This is a genomic window from Sutcliffiella sp. FSL R7-0096 (assembly GCF_038595065.1).
In the GTDB taxonomy this organism is placed as follows: Bacteria; Bacillota; Bacilli; order Bacillales; family Bacillaceae_I; genus Sutcliffiella_A.
The window spans coordinates 192,562-214,819 of sequence record NZ_CP152003.1 but is presented as its reverse complement, the minus strand read 5'-3'; the positions used below and the strand labels follow the sequence as shown (position 1 = coordinate 214,819).

The following is a 22,258-nucleotide window of genomic DNA, read 5'->3' as shown; positions in this document are numbered from 1 at the left end:
TACGCCTTTTGCTCCAATCACCAGCTAGAAACAGGTTATTATCAACAATTAACTTTAACAAAGCCAAAAAATTAAAGCAGGATTAAACATTGGCGTTGATTTACTGAGATGACTCGCAATTCCAGTACGGGTGCTGGAGCTCGATGCCTATATAAATATGTACACAGTTCCCCCATAAAAATTTTGTTTCCGGAACACCAAAAAACCCCCAACCACAAAGGGCCGGGGGTTTTCCATATTGGAATCCGAAGATTAACGTTTTGAGAACTGAGGTGCACGACGAGCGCCCTTAAGTCCGTATTTTTTACGCTCTTTCATATCATCCCTATACACAACTTCTCGGGAGTTTACTCTCCTGTGCAATTTCTCTTCTTTAAACAAAAATTTCTACATGTAGTTCTATTCAAAAACATTGTAAAAATGGTCAAAAGTTGGTCAATTTTATATAGCACTACCAATTTCTTTTAATACTGTCAGTAACATTGGCATTAACTGAATAAGTACATACCCGAGCCCTGCATTTTGTATTCCAGTCCATCCCCTCTCGCTTTTACCTAACATAAAGAAGAAACAGGATCCTACAATGATGACAGAACAAACCGGAAAGCTGAGTGCTACCATTAAATCTACAAGAGGGTCTAGTGCATGAGCAATGATTTCCAAAGATTTCTCACCCAAGTATTGGGTAGCACCTACCGAAATGACTTCTGGCGAATCAGCGAACACTGGTTTTGTTGCAATCAGTGGAATTGCCATAGATGTCGCCACTCTCCTCATATACTTCCAATTCAAATCAGTAACCTTTTTCTTTTGCTTATAACTTCCTGACATAAACTCTCCAAAGGAAATGGATTCAGTTCTCATTTTAGATCCTCCCATAGATAGACTTTACCTCGCAAGCCCTGACAAAGTTGTTCTAGCCTGTTCTTTCGATAAGGTGTAGTTGTTACCCAGATAAGTGAAAAGTGTGGATTAACTGTGGATAAATCTTTGTATTTTTTAATTTTCTGCACATTTTTAACCATGGACTGTTTATAATCGATTTCTATAAATTTGTGGATTTTGTTTGAAATATAGACGGCATCTGCTATGAAGGCTACTTTATTAATGGAGATTTTAACTTCGTTTTTCCATGAAGACGGTCTTCCTTTATGAATATAAAGATCGTTTCTCATTAAGTAATGATTCACCTGTACTGTTTTCTTTCGTTTCTTTACTGCTTGCACCATCTCTCGACCAGCTGCATTTAAGTAGTAGATTTTCCTTCTATTTTCGTGAAAGTAGGAAATAAACTCTTCCATATTACTAAGTATTCTCTGCGCATTTCGGTCTTTTCCTAATCGATGCATACGTTGTAACTGCTCCCTGGAGAGGTAGTCACATTTCTTCAAACTTAAAAGTATTTCCTCCAACTTCTTTTGGTTTTTCAAGCCTCAACTCCTCCTTTTGAACCTTATTAACTATATGTGGAGCTATAAGTGCCTCTATTTGGCCATTTGTTATGAAGGGGGTATGCACAATTTTGGTGCCATCTGGTGTTTTATATATTGCCCTTCCTGCTACCTCTAATTTCTCGGCTCCACTCTCATCTAAAACCACTCGTGAAGCAACCGCATCCCTTAACTTAAAAGTTATGACAGTATCACAGTTTTGTTTTATTTGTTTGTTCATAACATCTGCAGTTGGATATTGACTACAATAGATGAGTCTGTACCCAAGTCCAGCACCAATTCTTGCTATTTCCGAGAGCGCTTCTTCACACTTCTTTGCTTTTTCCTTTTCTTCTTTGTTTGTGAGGATGTGCGGCGAGATTTGTGCTGCTTCATCAACCACAATGAAATGTCGAGTGCCAAGCCTAGCTTCTTTAATGTCTTCGCATCCATGTTGATCCATCCACTCCTTTTGATTATCCATTTCTTTTTTGATTCTTATCAAAGCACGAAGGGATTCATCTAAGTTTGTAGCCACCTCTTCTACTTGTTTTGCGTTTTTAAATCGGGTAAATGCCAATCCTCCTTTGAGATCAATTAATGTTAATTTCACTTTGTCAGGCTGTTTTAATATAAGTGATGTAATAAGTAATTTTAGAAAGACAGTCTTTCCTTTCCTGGTTGCTCCAGCCAAAGTGATATGCCCAGCTTCCAGATCATGATTTACAAATCCATACCTAGATTCCCCTAGAGGGACTTTCCAATTATCCTCTTTAGAAAGAACGTTTACCTCAAAATCATATTTTGATGGTAGGTGACGATCTAATACTTTAATGTGTAACATCCCATCAAAGCTCAACTCTACATCCTTGTCAGAAATATACCGGTTCCCCATCATTTCCTTTAACTGATGAATCAACCCCTTTTTATATTGAATCTTTTTTATTATGTTCCAATCAATGATGCCTTTCCTATTGTTTATTCCGTCTCTAAGGTTGCTTAATCTTTTTTCAAAATCATTAAACGAAAGACCTAGAGGGATCCGGTACACATACTCCTTTCCCCACTCTCGAGTTTCTTTTCTATATAATTGAATTGTCTTAATCTCTTCACCTTCCTTTACATAAAGTCCACAATTAACCGCGATTTTCTTGATTTTCTCTCCATCATCAAGTTCAGAGTTTTTAAAATAACTTAATCCAACTAGCCCAGCTGCTACAGTTGTAGTGATGATTTCAAACAACATTTCTTCACCCCGTATTTATTATTTAGTAATAAATAGTTGCACCTTAAACGCATAGTGAAGAGATATCTCAAACCCTTGACACTATTGGTTTTGGTAATGCGTTTTTGCGTGCATCTTGCGAAGTTAATAACGGCGTTTGTACACGTAGATGATAGCGACTGTAATACTGAATAGTAAAGCGTATGAAAACAATTGTTTGTCCTAAAACAAAATTTTTTAGAGGACATGTTATTTTTTCACAGAATATATAAATCAGGGTGATGTGTATATGGAAAGTAAATTGAAGAAATTACATAAAGAAACTGGAATTAAACAGGGGTTCGTTGCAGAAAAGTCCGGTCTCTCAAATGGTGCATATAGCTTAATTGTTAGAGGAGAGTCATTGCCTTCTTTACCATCTGCAATCCGTATAGCAAGGACTTTGAATACTACAGTCGAAGATTTATGGGGAGATCAAATAAAATAAGCGCCCTCATTAACGAGGTGCGCTTTCCACTTTTAGTATGTCGATAAACTTTACTTTATGAGTATCATACCCACTCAAAATGTGGACAGTTTTTGTTTGCCCATCCAACTTTGTAATATTGCCTTTAAGTGGATCACGTTGCCAGATAGTCACAATTACTTCACTTTTTTCCCGATAAGCCTCTTCAATTGCGTTCCCCAACTCTTCCATCTCAAATTCATCTCTACTTGGCCTAGAAGCTTTTTTCATTTTTTTTGGCTTAGCTAACATCATTTCTATGCACCTCTCCTAACGCTCTGAACTGGTCTTATCGATAATACATTTACCATTTTAAAAATACGTTGTTGTTTTCTAACAACAATAGGCTCGAAATGCATCTTCCTGTACACTTAGAACTTTTACTCTTCTTTTGCTTAATTCTCCTTTATTGCTAATATATATCATTTCCATTACTTCGTTTATTCTGTTACGTAAATTTACCATCGATAAGACCTCCTAATTATAAACGAACGAATGTTCCTATTCAAGTTAACAAACGAACGAATGTTCCTATTTTTTATAAATCTGAACATAATAAATTGACAGTAAATTACTTAGAAGAATAAAATCTTGCGCATGGTGAAGAAATTACTATGAGTTTAAAAGTAGAGAAAGAGAAGACAAATAAACTTAAAAAGCCCTTGTGAATAAAAGGAGGGCTTTTTACCTTTTTGCACCTTTCTCTGACGGCGTGGACCCTCGCCTTATAACTTTTGGGGCAGGGCAGTTTTACCTCTTACATCCTAATAACGAAGGAAACAATCGTAGGTATCGACCAAATTCTAAGCTAACTATATAACAGTTATTTCATTAATCCTCAAATTGATAAAATCCATAAAGTTAAAATAGAAAAACCCCTTATTATAAGGGGTTAGATGGTCTATCGATTTAATTCATTTAAATTTTTTACAATATTTTCAGTAGCATATTTTACTACATTAGATTCATTTTTCTTTAATTCAAAAATCAACTTTTCTTTGCTAGAGATGTTAAAATAACTTTGATTTTCCACTTTAACTAACTTATCACTTGAAAAAAATTGAGTTAGCATTAGTCTATCCCCTTTAAGTAATTTTTGAAGAAATTATAATTAAGTTCAGGTTCAAAATAATGTTTCCTTTTTATCCAAACTAGGCCATCTCCTTTGGTAATGACACACACATCAATAGGACCACCTACAGAATCAGCTTCCATACTTATTCTTCTTTTAAATGATGTAAGATTTACCAACGCTTCCGCCATAGCTGCTAGCTCTTCTTTTGGGAGCACTTCTAAAATATCCATTATCGGTTGCGCATAGTAAGTAGATTGAATTTTATCGAGTTCCCTGTGTATATTTTCGACAATAACATTCGGAACTCCTTCAGTAAATTTCTTGTCTATTGAAAAATCTTTAATTAATATTTGATTATATGCTTCTATCGTATTATATATTATTTGCATAATATTATCCTGGAGGGAGGGCTCTAGGCCATTCATAAAAGAATACACCATTTCCTTTTGTGCAAATGGTCTCATCGCAGCTGTAGAGTAAACTTCATCACTATATGAATTAATTTTTATTGGTTGAGATTCTTTAGCTTTCAGTTCCCCCAGAAATATCCCCTCAATTTTATAGTCCAATAAACTAGGAAATATTTCATTTTCCCCATAACCTGAAATCACTATACCTGAGTGATTTTTAGAAAAAGTATCAGATTTGATTAACTTAGTACAAAAGTCCACAAATGAATCAATGACATGTGTTTGTAGTTCGAAATTAATAACTTTTCTTAATAAATCTAATATTGTATTTCTATGTTTATCAACAAAACTCTCTACAAAAGTGGGATTATGTATTATTTCTGAGTTTGAATTTAATTTATTGATTCTATTCTCTAAAACTGAAGTTAATATTTTTTCAACATCAGAATTATGAACAGGTTCTCCTGTTCCTGTTAATTCATTAATTTTCGGATTAACCTCATAATTTAGCATGTCCATTAGTTCACTATATAAGATTTTATGCACCAAATCGTATTCTGTGTGATTATTGCAAAACCTGTTATCCGTTACAAAGAACTTTATAAAATGGTCCGCATACTCTTGCAAAGTATCAAATTTAGCATCTCCCAATTTACCTCTATATGTTTTAATAATTGTTTCCCATGGTACACCCATAAAATCCGCTCCGCCGTAAATCATAATCCCTACAGGATGTATCTTAGAAAGGGAAAATAATTTATTTGCGGAATTATATACTTTTTGATTACCTTCCCCTCCAATTGTTACAGCACTATCAGCTGCAAGAGCGACTCCGGATCGATTAAGAATTCCGATTTCAGCTGTCATCTTATCCCTCCTATTACCTAACAGAATGAATATTCGACATATTTTATATGAATCCTTCTTTATTTACTTTTACTCTGCAATTTGAATAAATACTTTTAAACAAGAGTAAGATACGGAAATGAAACTTAAGAGGGTTGAATAAAAGGAGAAACACTCCCCGATGTCGAAATATACGATGTATGGTTTTTACATAGATATTTAGAAAGGAGAGTTTTGATGAGTAGAAATACAAGGAAAGATTATTCTATTTCAAGACCAGCAGCAAAGGCACCTACAGTGCCTAAGATCGCAACTACTACCCCTGGTCGTATTAGGTCTGGTGAAAGACCTGCCTATAGTGCACCTACAGTTCCTCCAAAAAAGAGTTAGTTATCTAATGATTCGATTACTTGTGGTGGAGGAACATCTAATTCATTGATAATAATGCCTGATTTAATATCAACATATGATCTTTTAATACTATACTGAAAATGATTATATGCTAGTTTCCAATTTTCTGAGTCATGTAAAATCAAAGCGCGTTCCGTCTCAAAAGGACGGGACATTCTTATAATTGAACCATATTGTTTTTCTTCTGGTTTATCTATTTTATACATCTCTATTACTATTGGGCTTTCCTTATTTTCTTCCAACTTCAAGAAGAAACTATCCCAAACTGTTGTTTCTTGCGAAAGTTTGGATATCTTTCTTTTTACTCTAACCCAATTCACCAAATCCATCATATATTTATAAATATAAGTTACCCATACCCATGCCACTATAAAACTAAACAGCCCACTTAACATTAAGTAATATAATAAGAAAACTAAACTTAAGGACATCTCATTTATATCGTTTATATTAATTATATATCTTAAAGTTAGACTTGAGATATCAATCTTTAAAAATCCTAAAAAATTGTCAAAGATAAAATATAAAAGGTTATAAGTTAATACTGATAGAATGGTCGTAGGTGCCCACAAGAGCGCTGCTAAACCTACTATTTCTGTGGGATTATGTTTAACGGTTGGATTCAATCCAAACATCTGGATCCATAAATACGCAAGTAATCCTGGTAGAGAAAAAACAATAAGCGATATAAACTGTTCCAATATCTTTCACCTCAATATAGTTTATATTCTAGGTTCATTTTAAAATTCCTGCAAAAAGCCCCCCAAAAGGGAGGCCTTTATATCATTTTCGTAACTTATTTAACAACTGAGTGTTCTGAGCTGCAGTCCCTTTGTAATTCTTAATCCCATGTTGCTTGGCCAACTTTTCACGATTAGCGAAAGATGAATCTTGTTTTATGGAATTCAAGTAATCAACAATACTATTGGTCTTTTGATCGCCCTTAGGTGCAGCTGGTTTGCTAGGTTGGTTTCGTAACTTGTCCAACAATTGCAAGTTTTGTGCAGCAGTACCAGTATAGTTGTTGATGCCATGTTGCCTAGCGAGGTTTGTACGGTTGGCAAAGGATGAATCAACACCAATACTATTAAGATAATCTACGACACTCGTTGGTGCTTTCTGTTGAGAAGTAGGTGGTGTAACTGGTTTATTCTTCACTTCAGGTTGCTTAAATAGCAATTTTTGACCGACTTTTAGTTTGGAGGGATCCTTAATGTTATTCCAAAGCATCAAATCTTCCACAGTAAAACGACTATCGTTTTTCGCTAATCCCCATAAAGTGTCACCTTGTTGGACCGTATAAACATCTGGTAAAGTCTTATCGACTGGTTTGTTCGGCTTAAAGTTTAATGCTACAGCATAATTAAAGACTGCACATTGTTTCCACGCATACCCTGTCATTTCGTGATGAGATTTGTCCTCTTTACCAATCTTATCAGCTTTTAATGCAAGGTGTAGGTCAACCATACTAGCTATCGTTGCATCGTCTAACTCGTCATAGCGGTAGTCACCAGCCACACAACTACCTAAGGAAAAGTCGTTGCTATCACCAACGTGGTAAGATCTGTCCAACACATTGTTTGCATATACTATGCGAGCACGCTTTCCGTTTGGAGTATCTATGATATTTTGTGGTTCAATAACAAAAGTGTATCCAATTCGTTCCCAACCCAGCGTGTTTACATGATAATTGGCAAATCCTAATGCAGTGGATCCAGAAAGATGTTTACGTGTTAAGCTATGGTGCCAGACTCGGACTAAGTCCTTTAACGATGTTCTTCTTTTCGATAAGTTTCCCTTACTGGGTAAAGAATTACGAAGGTCAACCAATTGAGGTAGTGTTTCAAATTTGTACAGCATAAAATCGCTCCTTAAGTTTTTGTAAAAGAAAAAGCCACCACGAATGGCAGCTCTATTTCTTGATTAATCCTTGTGCTTTTAACGCGTTCTCTTTCAGTTGTTGCGCCTCTTTGCTGACATAGGTGTTCTTCCAGATTCCCCATATATTCCATGCAAGAAAGGCTGATAGCATGACTACTGATACAAATGGACCAACATACTTCTCAAGGTCCCATCCAAACACTGCAGTCAAAAACAAAGCTACTGCAGATCCCCAAGCGCTTAATAAAATGCCCCAGTCTTTCCATGTTTGTGGTTTTGTGTACATAAACTCTTCCTCCCTTAGTTTTGTAAAACGGCATAAAAAATAGCAATCGCTCCTGTAATGACTCCAGTAACAATTGCCCCGATTATTGTCCGTTTTATCCAAGTGGTATTTTCTTCAATTTTATTTATAGATTTATTGATAGCTTCGATTTTCACATCGTGTTTGGCTACGGTAAGCTTCACATCATTAACTTCATTCCGAAGTAATTTAATTTCTGTTTTTGCGTCCACCATATCTTGTTCATATCTGTTCATAGGCTGTGCCTCCAATGACTTTACCCCCCTATCATAGGGAACATATGCCCCCTTTCTCTATCTATTATTCCGATAATTGTGCTGCTAAATGTTGCTTCACAATGCCGGTTAATGCTGAAATTGCTTCGTTACCTTGATACTCTTCTGCAGTCAAAGGAATGTTTCCGTTTATGTTAATATTCCTGTCTGAGGTATGTCCGCTGAAGTTTACTAGGACAGAGCTTACTTCCCCTTCATCGGTCCATTGGACGTTGGTATATCTTATTAAAATGATCATTCTTTGTCACTCTCCTGTTCTGCATTTTCAAAAGCTTCGCAAAGATGGTCCAATACAAAGGCTTCTCTCCCACTTACTTTACCTTCATAATCCAAGACAATTGGCTTCATGGTTTTTAACATTCCATGATAATCACCACCCTCAAGTACATATTCTTCTTCAAATAACTCGTCCTGTTGGTTTTTAAAGCCCTTAACATCCTTAATGGCAAATACACCATCTTTTCTGTTTGGATTCCCTTCTTCATCCACACCAGCATACTCCTTTATAAGGGTCATTTCTTCTTCGGCAATCTGTTTATACTTTTCCCGTAGCGTGTTCACCAATCGGATTCGGTGTCTATTTTGCTTTCCTGTAAGATCCAGGTTGATTAGGAATGTAATAATCTCTCCAATGTACGCATATTTCAATTTGATTTTCATTAAGTGTTCCTCCAATTTTAGTTAAATTAAAAACAGGCAAGGAGTACCTGCCTGTTTGATTACTTTATTTAGAATGGAATAGATATGAAATAGAATCTTGCTCCACTTTCCCCTGGATAGTCGCTTGTTTCTTCCTCATAGTTTAGGAAAACATATTTTTCGATGTCAGGAAGGTAGTAAACTAGTTCGTATCGCTTGAGTGTGGGTGTCACTCTCCTTAAGTATTCACCTACAAGTTCCGCCTCAATAATAGTGTGTTCCTCTCCGGTAGAGGGATGGCTGGTTGGATTCATCCCAAAAGCAGGGTTGTCATCGGCCAAACGATAACGTTTGCCATCAATCTCATTTACATACATGTATTCCTTATGCTCCGTTTCGAGAAACCTGAAAGAATACGTGACTTCTTTTTTCCAGTTCAGTATTGGTGCCATTATACCCTCCTTAATTAAATAGTGTGCTTCAGTGTACCATTGGTATAGAATTGGATACTGCCATTATTGATTCGGACATAGTTATTGTTATCTCTCATAATACGTAAGTCCCCGCCTGTCATATCTATTTGAGCATCTCCTATGCCTAGGAAGAACTTCACCGGATCACTTAATCCCCTTAATCTATTGATATTTAAATTCCCTTGCACATTGATGCCTCTGCCGACACCAGGAGTAAGGTTGATATCACGGCCTCCTGAAAGGACTATATCTCTTGAAGCGTATAAAGTAGCGTCATGCGTATTCGCAATTATTCTACTAAACTGCAGACTAGACCAAGGTAATCCGTTTTCTTCTGAACGTAATTGAATCCCATTACTGTCTGTTACCATCGTTACTAAGGAATTACTAGAAAAAAGGCCTTCACCATTGGAAAGGCGTGCAATTCGACTTGCATTTGTGGATTCCACTCTATCTCCAGATAGCGAAACGGAGCCTTGACTTCCAATAGTAGAGATACTTACACCGGACAGACTTCCAGCTATCACTGTTCCGAGATTCGCACTTAACGCAGAAAGAGAGCTTACATTAATTTGTACAGCAGTGATTGTGTTAGTTCTAATCTTTCCGCCGTCAATCTCGGTGGTGTTTGGAAACTTCCATGCTTGAAACTCTTCTGTTATTTCAAAAGGGTTTGGCTCCCAGGAAGTATTTTTATTTCCTTCCTCTAACATAACGTTTTTAACTTCAATCCATTTACCGCCAACTGATGCGTCTGTTGAACCGATTAACAGATAACCCACTTGCGTAGACCAAGGTGAAGTTAAAGAAACAGAAACCCTTGTATAATTTGAAGTATCTAAATTTACACTTATATTGGGGAAAGATACGTTTGAGCCATCCCCCCTCATAAGATAGGTGTAATTCAAATTCTCTGTATTTCCCCTCACATCAAAAGAAAGCGTGTAGGTTTTCCCTTGGATAATCTCGGTCTTTCTATAAATAGTATTACTACTTAACTGTAAGCCGAAATTTGTACCGCCCCCACCATAATTTACTCTCGCGCTGTATCCAATCTCTAAAGCAGTTCTTATTTGAGTAGCATTAGTGCCCCATGCGGCGGTTTGTTGTAACATGGAACCTTTAAAAATATTGGTTCCTCCAACTTGTATTTTCGTGGGATCATATCCATTCGCAAAGGTCACATTTCCATCAATGTGAATTTTGGACGAAAGGATCCTGGTACCTTCCGAGCTAAGGTTAATGGCTGCAACTACCCCGTTCTTCTCTACCCGTAGGGCAATCTCACTCGCATGCTGCGTGATAGTGGATTCTGCTGTTTGAACTCTTGATTTGAGGGCATTCTGGTCAATTAGGTATTCCTCGGTTCGGACTCGTTGCGTAATTTCATTAGCTTGTTGAGTGATCGACGATTCCGCATTATTCAACCTAGAAATAAGTCCATTACGATCCGACTCATAAACGGATTGACTTACCTTACTTTCAATTAAGGAAGCGTGTTGGATTATCCTAGACTCAGCTGAACTGACTCTTTCTTCCACTGCATCAAATGAAATCTGGGAGACTTTACTCGTGATTGCTTCTTCTGTTTGAGATATCCGACTTTCAGCACTCATAAAACGTTGAACGATTCCGTCCTGATCAGAGGTATAAGTTATTAAACTAACCTTAGAATCCAGAGCATTGTCCACTTCCACTATGGTATATGTTTCTCCCTTGTTTGCCTTGGTTAATAATTTTCCATCCACATACTCAAGACCAGCTTTTTCTCCAAGTGCAGCGAGACTCGGAGTGATTTGCTTCCACTCGGAACCAGTCCACTTAAAATACACATCATCTGTGCTTCTAAGCCATAGTTGGTCTATAGCATAGTTGGTTCCAGGAGGCTCTGTATCTTGTCGGATGATAGCAAGTTCACGCGTTTGGATTTCCTTGTTTGTATAATCGATAACCTCTTGCTTTTTCTCCTCAGATACAACGTCTGTGTACCAGGTTGCATCATCAAACACACTCTTATCCTTGTTGTCTACCGTTTCTTTGTCATATGCCCCTACTTCTTCAGCAGAGGTAGGAGTGGCTTTCTCCCACTTTTGTGCATAATGATTCCATGTATAAATAACGTCCAGTTCTCCACTAGTATCTACCCATACCATCCCTTGCCGTGTGTTAGGTGGAGGGGTATCTCTTCGGATTACTTTTTGGCCATATAGGATTTGCAGTTGCAAGAAGGTCTTCTTCAGGTCTTCTTCGTTGTACTCGATGAAATCGCCAAGGACATATTTTCGTTTTACTTTACCAGCTGCAATGGATCGTTGAATTTCGATAACCCTTGCTTCTAAATACAATGGGGGCACATAGGAAGTATCAATGATCCGATTGGTATCACCTAGACGGACCTTTTCATGCGTGTAGCCAAACACTTCCTCCATCGCTACTGCTTCAGCTGTATATTGGACAGTGGTGTTTATTCGCTTGGCTAACTGTGCTTCCCCAAGCTCCTTTAATCGTGCTGTCGTTACGTTTTCTTCAGAGATAGACGGTTCATAATCTTCCCATAGATGATTACCATCCCGGGACCATCGTTTCCTGGCTTCCTCGTTTTTCACTTCAACGATTAGCCTGTCCCCGTCCTCCTGCTCAGGCCCCAGCACTCGAAGAGCAGTGACGATATCCGAGTTTTCAATTCGTTCCACCCCAATGAGGTCTTTTCCAATCCTTGTTTCTTTCTTGGTATCCTGTCCTCGTTTTTTAATCATATCCACGAATCTACCAACAATACGGCTGCCGTCCACTTCAATCCGGAAACGAAGCTCTAGTCCATATAAACTAGCAAGTTGTTTTAATGTCTGGTAAGGATCCTGATAGTTTTCTATGGTTACTTTACGTATTCCGGCATACTCTGTGATTCCCCGTTGCCACCCGGTACCTGCTAGTATCCAATCCATAGACATATTGACTGTTTGGCCTTCTAAAACAATTGGAGAAATTCGCTTACTCTTCTTCAATTCGATATAGGAGGCTACTGTTTTTACTTGTCTTTTCTTATTGAGCTGGATCGTGTCTAAGATAATAAATTCCCGATAATGTCCATCGTCATCAGGGATTATTACACGGTTTCGCCTTGTAGCATGTGCAGCATTAGGAATGGTGGCCAACATAGTAAAATCATATGTTTCGAGATTTTTAATGTTTTCAATATGTGTGTCATCGAAAAAGGAAGGGGCATTGATTTTGTTTTCCAAGGTGCATAATATTTCATCGGTTTGATGATGTAATAAATGTATTTGACTAATGGTAAGGCCCCCTCACTTTTGCTTCGACGTCTACTGCATCTCCAGGAGAAATGACTAGGGCGGTATCGCCCGGCTTGATTGGAAAGAAAGATGAGATAAAATCACCTTTCAGCTTCTTCATATCTTCACCGTTTATTAGGATTAAGTCTTTCTTAAAGTCCATTACAATCTCGTCTCCTGGTTGGACGATGTTAGGTACAACCGATCCAGAAAGATCATTTATTTTTTCAACCCATATATGATTAACTGTCATGTATGCTGGCGTATTCTGCCCACTTACACCTGCATGAATTTTAATTCCCGCAAGGTTTGCTGAAACACTTTCATCCAGTATAGAACCTTGCATTTCCCCAACATGTTGATTGGAGATATTGGCCACATATGCTTCCCATTTCCCTTTCACGCGCTTGAGTCGTAGGATTCCAGTAAAGAAATCAAACATTTTAGGATCTGCAGGTTGTCCAGCAATGATAAAGGTACCACCTAACAACGGGCCCACTCTTGCTTCTGCTTGTTGTTTGTATTCGTAACGGTGAATATCTTTGAAAGCCAATTTTCCAAAGGCATTCCCGTTTTCATCTAATAGGTAAAGTTCTATTCTCCCTACACCATCATTACTCGAAGAATAGAAAGTACATTGCATCATCACTTGGAAATCTTCCAATGGCTGCGATATTGACTTTTGCAATGCTGGTCCGTGCCATGCTTCTCCTGTTCCAAAATTACTAACTCTAAATCCATTTTCTGTAGCTTGGAAACTACCTGCAATGACTCCTCCATCCACATTGTGTGCATTTGTCCAACCAATCAGAGTTCGCATAGTATCGGATAGAATGGTTTCTGTAGGATTGACAATGGTTTCTTCAACCGTTACTGGTCTACCAATTCTCATGTACTTATCCGGACCAATGATATCCAAATGAGTAATAGGCTTCTTAACAATAAATCTAAATTCCGGATAGGCTTCTACGGTACCAGGGTTGTTCATGATTAGTGTATTCGTACCACTTGTTGATGCAGACTTAGTAAAGGTGAGTTGTGGCCCATATTTAAAAGGGTTCGTACAAAGGAATGTAAGCAACCCTTTCCCTTTCTCCACTATTTCATCTAGATTTAACTCTCCTGTTATTTCTGCATAATACACTCGATCAGGTTCGTCTGGAAATACGAGATTTCTAGGGTCGTCCTTAATCAACCATTTGGCTAAATCCTCTTTAACTTTTTGCAAATTAAGTGTATTATTCCCCCTAATTTCCACCGGCACGTAAAGAATTCTAACCTTCCTTTTCTTCTCTACAGTAATACCGCCGGCACTTCCTGGGACCTCAATGATTTCATGCTCGATAGGAGCCCAAGCTGGCCGTTCCACTCCTAGTAATGCCCTGATATAGGTCTTGGTTATGTTGTCAAAATAGAAACTCAAATACTCACCTCCTAAAACAGGTCCTTTCTTGCTTGTTTAAACTGGAGTGCAGCATCAAAGCCATCAACGGTAGCTTCAATAAATTCATGGCCGTCAATACCTACTCTGATCGGCCTTGCTGCCAGTCGCTCAATTGCAGATATTAGTCCAGTTAGATTCATATTGGAATTGGAAGTATTATTACCAGGGAATGGTACTCTTTTGAACGGATCCATGACTTGGCTGCTAGAACTTGCATACGCCATTCTAGAGGTCCCTAATGCTTGCTCAGGTGTAGATGACAGAACCATGTTTTTAGAAAGAATGTCTAATTCTCTGTAAACAGACTTTGCATTTTCCTTTATCCCCACTGCGATCCCTTCCGGAATGAAACGACCTACATCATCACGCATCAATCTAGAAGGTGAGTGGATTCTTAAAGCGCTTTTCATTGTACTAGCAACTTGGTTTGCTATAGTTCTAGCAGTGGACAACACTTGCCCTCTGCCAGCCAATAACCCTTGATTTAAGCCTGCCATGGAATTTCTACCAATAGAAAGAAATTGGGATGGAGTATTATTAAAAGGATTTAATAAGTCTTTAGCCAATCCCCTCATGACATCTTTTTGACGATTGGAGCCATCCCTTACTCTATCCAGCATGTTTTGCATGCCTGTTTGAGTAACTCTTTTCAAACTATCAAATGACTTCTCCATTTCTTTCACTGAAGAATCTTGATTTTTCGAAATGAGTTTGAAGTTATTCTCTGATTCTTTCTGAATTGCTTGAAGCATTTTTCTAATAGCATCCAAAACAGCCGATGTGCCTTCATTAATACCAAGCACTAGACCTTCGGTGATGTTTGTCCCATAACCTTTAAAACGTCGAGAAGGACTGTTGATATCCATGTAGGTTTTAAAAGCATCAGAAGTTCCTTTCGCCATTTCAGAGGATGCATCGATGACTCCTTTTTTGCCTTTTTCCATTCCACCTTGCACACCCTCAGGAATTGCAATACCAATTGACTCAAAATCTGCAGCCTTAATCTGATCCTTTAGCGTTTTAGATCCATCGTCTACGAAATTGATCATGACATCGACTACTTCGTCAAAGCCTTCTCCAAGTGAATCTTTTAAGGATTGAGAGGCAACCGTGCCACCTTCATTCATTAATTGAATGAATCTATTCAACTCTGAATCTGACATGTCAGAAACAACGGCCAATTCAGCTGCTGACTCCGGCCCCATAGACTCTAGCCACTGGATAAACCCTTCATTACCTTCTTTACCAGCTCGCTCATAAAGGTTTGCGACATTCTTTCCCCATTCTTCCGTCATTCTCTGATTGTGTTCAAGGTTAGCAATCATTTCTTCGGCACTTACCTTGGATTCTTCGGACATTCTGTCAAATGCGTTTGTAGCATTTTCTACTAGAGAGTCATAAGAAGATTTCATGCTATCGAATGCTTCTTTGGTAGCGCCCTCTAACTGCTCATAAGAGGTTATCTGCCTAGTATTTCCTGATTCAACTGCCTCTGCAATTTTGTTTTGAGATGCTGTCATTTGTTCTTCCGTATCTGCTTGTTGCACTGCTAGAGCAGCTAGAGCTTCTTCAAGCTCTCTTTCTTTTTCTGTCAGTTGTTCTGAAAGCTCTTTTGCTTCACTTTTTGACAGATTACTATTATTTTCGACTTCTGTTTTTTTCGCTATCGTTTCCGCAAGTTGCCCTTCAACTTCTTCTTGCTCTCGAGATATTTCCACTTGCCTTTCACGAGCACTTAATAGTTTTTCCTCTTCTTTCATATAGACAACTCTGGCCTGTATTTGTTCAGAAGATAGATTTAAGGCATCGGCTTCCTCGTCATAAGCAAGGTTCATATCTGTTATAGATCCGTTAAGCTCATCGATGTAAGTTTTAAGCATTTGCTTATCGCCAACAGATTTATTTTCCTTTTCGGATAATTCTTCAATCCTTTTTATCAGGTCTTTGTTGTTGGCGGTAGTGTTTTCTATTTCTCTTTGATTGTCCTTGTAAGCTTTTGAAGAGTTATCCAACGAATTTTTTAATTCGTCGTTAGCATTTCCTAAGTCTTCTGTCTCTTTGCTTAACCTTTTTGAATCCTCGCTCGCTCTGTTAAACCACTTAACTATTCCAACCACAGCACCTACCAAAGCACCAAGAGCAAGTGTTGCCCATCCAATTGGTCCTAAAAGCACCTTGATTGCTACGTTTAGTATGTGAACTGCTCCACTTAGACCGACTGCAGCAATAGCAGTGAGACTCATTCCAGATGCCATCATTGCTTGTGTAGCTGTAGTTAATGCGATTACCTTGTTATAAGTTAAAATCGCAGCGCTTGAAACCTTCATTTGTACAGCGCTTAGGGCTAAAGCAAGTGCTAATTTATTCGTTGCAACCGCATAGACATTTTTAGCGGTAGTTGCAACTGCAACTGCAGTAGTATTTGCCACTAGGGCTGATGTGGTCAAGGTGATAACTTTGTGGATGGTATATGCGCTGGCCATACCAACCAAAGCCGGGGTGAGAGCTTTCACAACAGGCATAGCATCCCTTACTGCGGATGAAAATCCTACAACATATGGGGTAGTGCTTTCAATTACTGAACCCATCACTTTAAAAGACTGGTTTACTATAACCTTTAATCCATCAATATTTTCTGCTATTTCTTTACCAGTAACATCTCGAGTCAGCTTATTAAATGAATCAAGCATTCCAGCTACACCTCTGGCAGCCGCATTACGCAAGTTCCCTAAAGACGTAGCGATACCAAGACTATTTTCCTTAGCTAGTTTCGCCATGATACCAGTCCCAGTACCCACATCAATTAACTTTTCATTAAATTGGTCGAGGGTGATGGTCCCGTCTTGCAACGCCTTATAAAGATCATCCTTGGCACTCTTACCAGCAAATCCGAAGCTTTCGGCAATCTTAACCAACCCTACATCCATCGTTTCTGATAGTGTGTTCCAAGTGTTCATATCAAACGTACCGGTTTGAAGTGCTTTAATATATTGTTCTGTTCCACGCTTAGCCTGTTCGGCGCTAGATCCCGACCCTAACAATGCGTTATTCAACGCGATGGCAGTGTCGGTTGCTTCATCCATATTCCCAAAAGAGGTATACATCCTCTGGGCGCTTCCTGCAATGTCATCTAAAGTTGTTGGAAGTCCATCAATGCCATCGGATAACCGACTCATTGCACGCTCTGATTCTTCTGCCGAAACCCCTAGTGCTTGTAACACCTTTGGAAACTGGTTGAGTGTATCAAAACGGCTGATAGCACTATCCATTGACGATTTCAATACCGCGAAAGCAGCAGAAGCGATGGCAACAAGTCCAAGGGCTACCGCAAATTTCTTCGTGTTTCCTGAAGCTTTATCAGTTTCTTCACCAAGGCTAGCAGCTTCTTCTTTTGCTTTTTTAGTACTATTAGCTGCTCCAGTTGCATTGTCAGACATATTATTTAAACTATCTGATACGCCTTTTACACTTGAGGATGCATCCGCGCTACTATCGGCAAGACCATCCATTGCCCCGTCTACACTCTTCAAACCTTTACTTGTCTTGGCCCCACTATCACCTAGGTTATCTACCGCATCACTAGCACCTTTTACACTTTTACCAGCTTTGGCACTGCTATCGGCCAGGCTTTCCATGCTACTCTCTGCCGATTTGATACCCTTTCCGGACTTTTTACCAGATTCCTCTAGCTTATCAAGCTCCTTTGATGCTAAAGTGACCGGTTTTCCATCCACTTCAATTGCAATCTTAATAGTCCCATCGGCCATCTATTCCACCTCCTCTCCACCTTCGTCATCCAATGCATAAATTTTCTGCATTTCTCTCATTGCCTGCTTATATTCACTTGACTCACCTTTTGACGGTTCCCACATTCGTATTTGAATAATACGCTGCATAATTGTTTCACTTGGTAGCCCATTTAATAATGATTGAAATTCATGCCAGTGCAGCTTCCCTTGCTCTCTATGTAGATTTATCTGGTAAGCTTGTTGGAAAGAAGCAAAGATATATGGTGCATCTTTTTCTAAATCAATCAACTTTCTACTATCCTCTTTTTTTACTGGCATCGGATTTCCTTGACGGTCATATTCAAGAGGTTGTTTGCTTTCAATATGGATAAAAGTTTTATAAATATAATTCCACAACTCAACTGTTAAAGATTGATCAGTCGGACTATATCCAAGTAACAATTCAAGGCAGATTTCAGCCTTTTCTTGATTCCTAAGACTTTTATCGCCTAGTACATCAAATACATCTAGAACATTGTCAAAAGCCAAGTCAATGGAATACTCTTCCCCTCTATATGAAAAAGAGGTAACTAGAGGGTCGTTCAACCTCATGCTAGTCACCTACTTCTTCTTTGCTTTTTTGTTTAAGTATTCCATCTTTTTAGCTTCTGTCTTTTCAGACCTTTCAACTTCTAATTCTTCAATTCGTTTTGCAATAGCAATCCCAATTACATCAAGAGCTTGTTCTAAAGCCAAGATATCAGGATAAGTTTTGTAAACCTTTTTAAATGTGTTATCACCGAAAATGATATCGTATTGGGCCGCGATGAATTCTTTATTAACATCAAACGCTGCATCAACCGTAGTAACATCTAAATTTTCGATTTCCACTTCATCCGGGAAATGTATATGTTTAGCCTTTTCTTGAGCTTCCTTTAACTTTTCCTGTGCAATTTCATCCACATTAAAGAAACGTCTTAAGTTCTCTAAAGAACTATCAAACCACAGCTCAATAGAACCGACTTTTACCGGAAACCCCGTTCGTTGTATGTCAATCTGTACTTCAGACATTAGTCATCCTCCTTAAATAAGTTAAAGAGAGGCATGTGCCTCTCTCATTCTTCTGGTATCTCTTCTTCATCGCCTCCATCTTCTGGAGGTTCGTTAGGGAGTAAGAACTGTTTCCTCTGGGATACTATCAAAACGAATGTTACAACTAAATGTTTCATATGCACTAGCGTCCCCTGCCCCTGCAACAATAGAAGTTACAGTTGCACGTCCTACCCATTCTTTTTTACCATCTGCAGACACTACCCGGTGCCAAATTTTACGACCATCACCCGTTTTGTACTTCAGTCCTGCAATCAGTGCTTGTGCAGGATCTTCGGGATCGAATGTACCCTCAGGAGTATACGCCCCTGCAACAGAAACCACTTCCGTTTCTGGCGTACCGTCTCCATCGTAATAAGCGGTATCTTCAGTTGTTTCCTGCGTATCGTCTCCAATAGTGGAAATCCATTTAGCAAGCTCTAACCATGCGGTTCCTACTTCTTCACCTGGCACATATGCCTGGACAAAATGCCCGCGAAGGGCGTTCTTTTTTCTAGCCATCCTTATTCCTCCTTAATAACGGTTATATTTGCTTGCACATCTAATAAAAAAACAAACCAACCTTGTTCATCTGCATTATTGATGAAAGGTTTGTTTGTTATGATTAATTCTTCAAACTCAAAGCTATCATCTTGGCTTTTAAGTTCTTTTAACTTCTCCAACTCTTTTTGAACAAGCCACAAAGTTGCATGTATTTTACTTTGTAGTTTAGACTTCATGGCAAACTCATAATTCAATTGCTGGTCCTTGGTACCATTCATATACTCTTGAACTGTCCGTGATCCAGGTAGAGGATACACCACAAAAGATTCATCTGTTCCTAAATAACCCAGCTTACAATCTATAGGGAGACCAGCCATTTTATTTACTCGATCGCATAACCTTTCAATAAAATCCATTACCAGTCAGCACCTTCCACAAATGCTTTTAACCAATCCGACATGAACATTCTCTTTGCTTTTATATCCCATCTCGGACCGGTACCAGGAGTGGTGTAATTGTACATTGGCATATAAAACAATCTAGCAGCATAAGGCATCTCCCAAAGTAATGCTGTTCCGCCTTTATTTGAATGACCAGTTTGCCTCAGAATATTTTCATCCATCGGAACAAATTGATTCATGTCAGCGACCATTTGATTGGCAGATATCATTCGTCCTCGATTAACACTAGCTTGACTGATCCTTTTTTTGACCTTAGTTAAGTTGATATTTACTTGTACCATCACACCACCTCCAATTCGTAGGAATAGATGGTTTTCTTGTATGCCTCATAGATTGGTACGACTTTAGTCAACACATGATCTTTTCCATCAAAACGGAGTACAGATTGAACTTTAAAAATTGGTAGTGGTACTGTTATTTCCTCATAGCAAAAAACAACTGCGTTGTAGATCAGTTGCTTTCCAGATGAAGTTGAAGTATATTCCGCACCACGATCGATACGACAATTTTCAATTAGCACCGGGTTTGCAAATACAGGTTCGGACCAATTATTCTCCCCCGTGTATTCCTTGTACTCAAAAGAATCAATACAAAACTTTTTTGGTGGCTTTGGCATCACCATGCGTTCACCCCACTATACAAAAGACCGGTCCCATCCAGGTATACATATACATCTTTTGATAGCAACGGTTTACTTTCGTTAGCTCCATTTGGGTTATATCTACTAGAATTTGAAACACTAGTACGCCCCGCTTGAAACGTTTGAGGAGTATTATTGATTTCTTCAAATGTGGTTGCCCCAAGGGAATGGAAATATTGAATTTGCGTACATAAAGCTAACTTGAATTGGTTTCTACGCCAATCATGGTCTTTCTCCAGGTTATTTCTTTTATAGAAGTATGAAGTAGCGCTATCTAGTACCGCTGACGATTTATGGAGTAGCTGAGTGAACTCTTCTTTTGTAATTTCAAATGTTCCTTCAGTTAGCACCTCAAATTCCGTATAGGTAATATAGTGCACGACTATTCACTCTTCTTTTCATCCAACGACTTTTTCAGCTTTGTAATCTCAGACTTGAGGGTCTTATTTTCTTTCTTTACTTCCTCTAATTCCTTTTCAACCGATGGCGACCCCTTTAGTGCTTCTAGCTCGGCCAACACCTTATTATGCTCCTGAAGAGAAACTGACCGACCACCTGTTGCCCGTTTTACGATCTTACCAGCGTCGTCCACCTGGTTGTAACCCTGTTTGAGATACGCTTCCACACGACCTGCATCAACATCCAAAATACGATTTCCTTTAATCATCTTTGCCATAATATCACTCCTAAAAATTTAGGAGGACCGAAGCCCTCCCTTTATTATTCTGCTGCTGAAACGTTGAATTTAACTCCCTTAACCTTTTGCTCGATTAAGAATGCATCCCAGTATTTGCGCTCGTAGTAAAGGTGTTTACCGCCTGTTTTTGCGCTAGGCTCATCCAAAGAAACAAACTCGTATTTCTGAGGAGAAATTACAGTTAACGGGTGAATTAAGATCATGTTGATTTGACGTGCAGCTACATCAGGAACAGCTCCATCAGTAAAGTTATACAAAGTTTTCATTCGGCTAGAAGGAACGGAAACGATTGTCACTTCATCAAGTGAGCGAACATTACGATTTACTGCACTAGCTTCTCCTTTTACATCCAGAGTACGTTGAATTTTTTCAGCATTTTTAAGGACCTTTTTAACTGCTGGAGTTACATATAGGATACGGCCTTCTTGTGGCACTTCAGCCTCATCCATTTCCTCCATCATGTCATCAAAGATAGATAATGCTGATGCTTCCGTAATCTGGTCTGTGTTTGCCGTTTCACCAAACCCTGTGTACTCCGTGTATAATTTGGATGCCATGTATTTGTCCATTTCAGGAATCTTGTGCTCATCGTTAAATACACGTGTGATGTTTGCAATTGTCAAAGCTAGATTTGTTTCATCGATGTCTTGAGGGTCAACAAGAGTCTTGAACTCTCGATCATGCTCAAGTGTTTTCGGAATCCAAGAGTTATCTACTCGGCGGGTATAGTTACCCATTACATCCCGGTCAACGTCGGTGAATCCTCCAGTCGTGATGTTAGGAATCTGGATTGTTTTAGCATTCACCCACTTGATGTATGCATTGTTCGGTGAAGAATAAAGAGCGTTGAACGCTAGTCCTTGTGTGAATTTTTGTTGTAATGCTTGTTGATACTGTTCAGCATAGTTTACTACTGCCATTATGAATC

General features: G+C 38.7%; 28 protein-coding genes. 2 read left to right on the top strand and 26 right to left on the bottom strand.

What is annotated here, in order from left to right:
* Window positions 1-252 precede the first annotated feature (252 nt).
* From rpsI to MKY77_RS01275, 4 genes are all read right to left on the bottom strand, one after another.
* Window positions 253-363 (bottom strand): 30S ribosomal protein S9, encoded by a 111-nt coding sequence (gene rpsI, locus MKY77_RS01290; RefSeq protein ID WP_339148429.1) that lies wholly within the window; start codon window positions 361-363, stop codon window positions 253-255.
* A gap of 78 nt (window positions 364-441) precedes the next feature.
* A complete protein-coding gene (locus MKY77_RS01285; RefSeq protein ID WP_339148428.1) occupies window positions 442-864 on the bottom strand; it encodes a hypothetical protein in 423 nt (140 codons plus the stop codon).
* The gene (locus MKY77_RS01280) at window positions 861-1,430 is read right to left on the bottom strand and encodes a replication-relaxation family protein (RefSeq protein WP_342515618.1); all 570 of its coding nucleotides are present in this window, start codon (window positions 1,428-1,430) and stop codon (window positions 861-863) included. Before MKY77_RS01280 ends, MKY77_RS01285 begins: the two co-directional genes overlap by 4 nt.
* Window positions 1,378-2,676 carry an FtsK/SpoIIIE domain-containing protein gene (locus MKY77_RS01275; RefSeq protein ID WP_339148426.1) on the bottom strand — a complete coding sequence of 433 codons (1,299 nt, stop codon included), beginning with the start codon at window positions 2,674-2,676 and terminating at the stop codon, window positions 1,378-1,380. Before MKY77_RS01275 ends, MKY77_RS01280 begins: the two co-directional genes overlap by 53 nt.
* A gap of 268 nt (window positions 2,677-2,944) precedes the next feature.
* Here MKY77_RS01275 and MKY77_RS01270 point away from each other — a divergent pair, with 268 nt between their 5' ends.
* Window positions 2,945-3,142, top strand: coding sequence for a helix-turn-helix domain-containing protein (locus MKY77_RS01270; RefSeq protein ID WP_339148425.1), 198 nt, complete (start codon window positions 2,945-2,947; stop codon window positions 3,140-3,142).
* Window positions 3,143-3,151: 9 nt separating this feature from the next.
* On the opposite strand, the gene MKY77_RS01265 is transcribed toward MKY77_RS01270, so the two are convergent.
* The 3 genes from MKY77_RS01265 to MKY77_RS01255 form a co-directional block, all read right to left on the bottom strand.
* Window positions 3,152-3,415, bottom strand: a complete 264-nt coding sequence (locus tag MKY77_RS01265; protein WP_339148424.1) for a YolD-like family protein — start codon at window positions 3,413-3,415, stop codon at window positions 3,152-3,154.
* Between the two features lie 646 nt (window positions 3,416-4,061).
* Window positions 4,062-4,232, bottom strand: coding sequence for a hypothetical protein (locus MKY77_RS01260; RefSeq protein WP_339148423.1), 171 nt, complete (start codon window positions 4,230-4,232; stop codon window positions 4,062-4,064).
* Window positions 4,232-5,512, bottom strand: a complete 1,281-nt coding sequence (locus MKY77_RS01255; protein WP_339148422.1) for a hypothetical protein — start codon at window positions 5,510-5,512, stop codon at window positions 4,232-4,234. Before MKY77_RS01255 ends, MKY77_RS01260 begins: the two co-directional genes overlap by 1 nt.
* Window positions 5,513-5,728: 216 nt before the next feature.
* Here MKY77_RS01255 and MKY77_RS01250 point away from each other — a divergent pair, with 216 nt between their 5' ends.
* A complete protein-coding gene (locus MKY77_RS01250; RefSeq protein WP_339148421.1) occupies window positions 5,729-5,881 on the top strand; it encodes a hypothetical protein in 153 nt (50 codons plus the stop codon).
* On the opposite strand, the gene MKY77_RS01245 is transcribed toward MKY77_RS01250, so the two are convergent.
* The 19 genes from MKY77_RS01245 to MKY77_RS01155 all read right to left on the bottom strand — a co-directional run bounded on the left by MKY77_RS01245 (window position 5,878) and on the right by MKY77_RS01155 (window position 22,250).
* The gene (locus MKY77_RS01245; protein WP_339148420.1) at window positions 5,878-6,603 is read right to left on the bottom strand and encodes a hypothetical protein; all 726 of its coding nucleotides are present in this window, start codon (window positions 6,601-6,603) and stop codon (window positions 5,878-5,880) included. The two genes, MKY77_RS01250 and MKY77_RS01245, sit on opposite strands and share 4 nt — an antisense overlap.
* An 82-nt stretch (window positions 6,604-6,685) precedes the next feature.
* The gene (locus tag MKY77_RS01240; protein ID WP_339148419.1) at window positions 6,686-7,474 is read right to left on the bottom strand and encodes a LysM peptidoglycan-binding domain-containing protein; all 789 of its coding nucleotides are present in this window, start codon (window positions 7,472-7,474) and stop codon (window positions 6,686-6,688) included.
* A gap of 340 nt (window positions 7,475-7,814) precedes the next feature.
* Window positions 7,815-8,069: a hypothetical protein gene (locus tag MKY77_RS01235; protein ID WP_339148418.1), complete on the bottom strand. Its 255-nt coding sequence runs from the start codon at window positions 8,067-8,069 to the stop codon at window positions 7,815-7,817.
* A gap of 14 nt (window positions 8,070-8,083) precedes the next feature.
* Complete coding sequence (locus tag MKY77_RS01230; RefSeq protein WP_339149928.1) at window positions 8,084-8,323, bottom strand: hemolysin XhlA family protein; 240 nt, start codon at window positions 8,321-8,323, stop codon at window positions 8,084-8,086.
* A 64-nt stretch (window positions 8,324-8,387) separates the two neighbouring features.
* Complete coding sequence (locus MKY77_RS01225) at window positions 8,388-8,600, bottom strand: hypothetical protein (protein WP_339148416.1); 213 nt, start codon at window positions 8,598-8,600, stop codon at window positions 8,388-8,390.
* A complete protein-coding gene (locus MKY77_RS01220) occupies window positions 8,597-9,022 on the bottom strand; it encodes a DUF1617 family protein (RefSeq protein WP_339148415.1) in 426 nt (141 codons plus the stop codon). Before MKY77_RS01220 ends, MKY77_RS01225 begins: the two co-directional genes overlap by 4 nt.
* Before the next feature lie 68 nt (window positions 9,023-9,090).
* Window positions 9,091-9,453: a hypothetical protein gene (locus MKY77_RS01215; protein WP_339148414.1), complete on the bottom strand. Its 363-nt coding sequence runs from the start codon at window positions 9,451-9,453 to the stop codon at window positions 9,091-9,093.
* A 14-nt stretch (window positions 9,454-9,467) separates the two neighbouring features.
* Window positions 9,468-12,716 carry a phage tail spike protein gene (locus tag MKY77_RS01210; RefSeq protein WP_342515617.1) on the bottom strand — a complete coding sequence of 1,083 codons (3,249 nt, stop codon included), beginning with the start codon at window positions 12,714-12,716 and terminating at the stop codon, window positions 9,468-9,470.
* A 46-nt stretch (window positions 12,717-12,762) separates the two neighbouring features.
* Window positions 12,763-14,190, bottom strand: coding sequence for a distal tail protein Dit (locus MKY77_RS01205; RefSeq protein ID WP_342515616.1), 1,428 nt, complete (start codon window positions 14,188-14,190; stop codon window positions 12,763-12,765).
* An 11-nt stretch (window positions 14,191-14,201) separates the two neighbouring features.
* Window positions 14,202-17,978, bottom strand: a complete 3,777-nt coding sequence (locus MKY77_RS01200) for a tape measure protein (RefSeq protein ID WP_342515615.1) — start codon at window positions 17,976-17,978, stop codon at window positions 14,202-14,204.
* Window positions 17,979-18,551, bottom strand: a complete 573-nt coding sequence (locus tag MKY77_RS01195) for a Gp15 family bacteriophage protein (RefSeq protein WP_342515614.1) — start codon at window positions 18,549-18,551, stop codon at window positions 17,979-17,981. It abuts the gene before it with no gap.
* Between the two features lie 9 nt (window positions 18,552-18,560).
* Entirely contained in the window at window positions 18,561-19,010 is a 450-nt protein-coding gene (locus MKY77_RS01190) for a hypothetical protein (RefSeq protein ID WP_251436537.1), read from the bottom strand.
* Window positions 19,011-19,103: 93 nt separating this feature from the next.
* Window positions 19,104-19,550: a phage tail protein gene (locus MKY77_RS01185; RefSeq protein ID WP_339148408.1), complete on the bottom strand. Its 447-nt coding sequence runs from the start codon at window positions 19,548-19,550 to the stop codon at window positions 19,104-19,106.
* Between the two features lie 2 nt (window positions 19,551-19,552).
* Window positions 19,553-19,948 carry a minor capsid protein gene (locus tag MKY77_RS01180; RefSeq protein WP_342515613.1) on the bottom strand — a complete coding sequence of 132 codons (396 nt, stop codon included), beginning with the start codon at window positions 19,946-19,948 and terminating at the stop codon, window positions 19,553-19,555.
* Window positions 19,948-20,274: a minor capsid protein gene (locus MKY77_RS01175; protein WP_342515612.1), complete on the bottom strand. Its 327-nt coding sequence runs from the start codon at window positions 20,272-20,274 to the stop codon at window positions 19,948-19,950. The genes MKY77_RS01180 and MKY77_RS01175 overlap by 1 nt, the downstream gene beginning before the upstream one ends.
* Entirely contained in the window at window positions 20,274-20,609 is a 336-nt protein-coding gene (locus MKY77_RS01170) for a putative minor capsid protein (RefSeq protein ID WP_342515611.1), read from the bottom strand. The genes MKY77_RS01175 and MKY77_RS01170 overlap by 1 nt, the downstream gene beginning before the upstream one ends.
* Window positions 20,609-21,013, bottom strand: a complete 405-nt coding sequence (locus MKY77_RS01165) for a hypothetical protein (protein WP_342515610.1) — start codon at window positions 21,011-21,013, stop codon at window positions 20,609-20,611. Before MKY77_RS01165 ends, MKY77_RS01170 begins: the two co-directional genes overlap by 1 nt.
* A gap of 2 nt (window positions 21,014-21,015) precedes the next feature.
* Window positions 21,016-21,309, bottom strand: a complete 294-nt coding sequence (locus MKY77_RS01160) for a hypothetical protein (RefSeq protein WP_342515609.1) — start codon at window positions 21,307-21,309, stop codon at window positions 21,016-21,018.
* A 44-nt stretch (window positions 21,310-21,353) separates the two neighbouring features.
* Window positions 21,354-22,250, bottom strand: coding sequence for a capsid protein (locus MKY77_RS01155; protein ID WP_342515608.1), 897 nt, complete (start codon window positions 22,248-22,250; stop codon window positions 21,354-21,356).
* Between the last annotated feature and the right edge of the window lie 8 nt (window positions 22,251-22,258).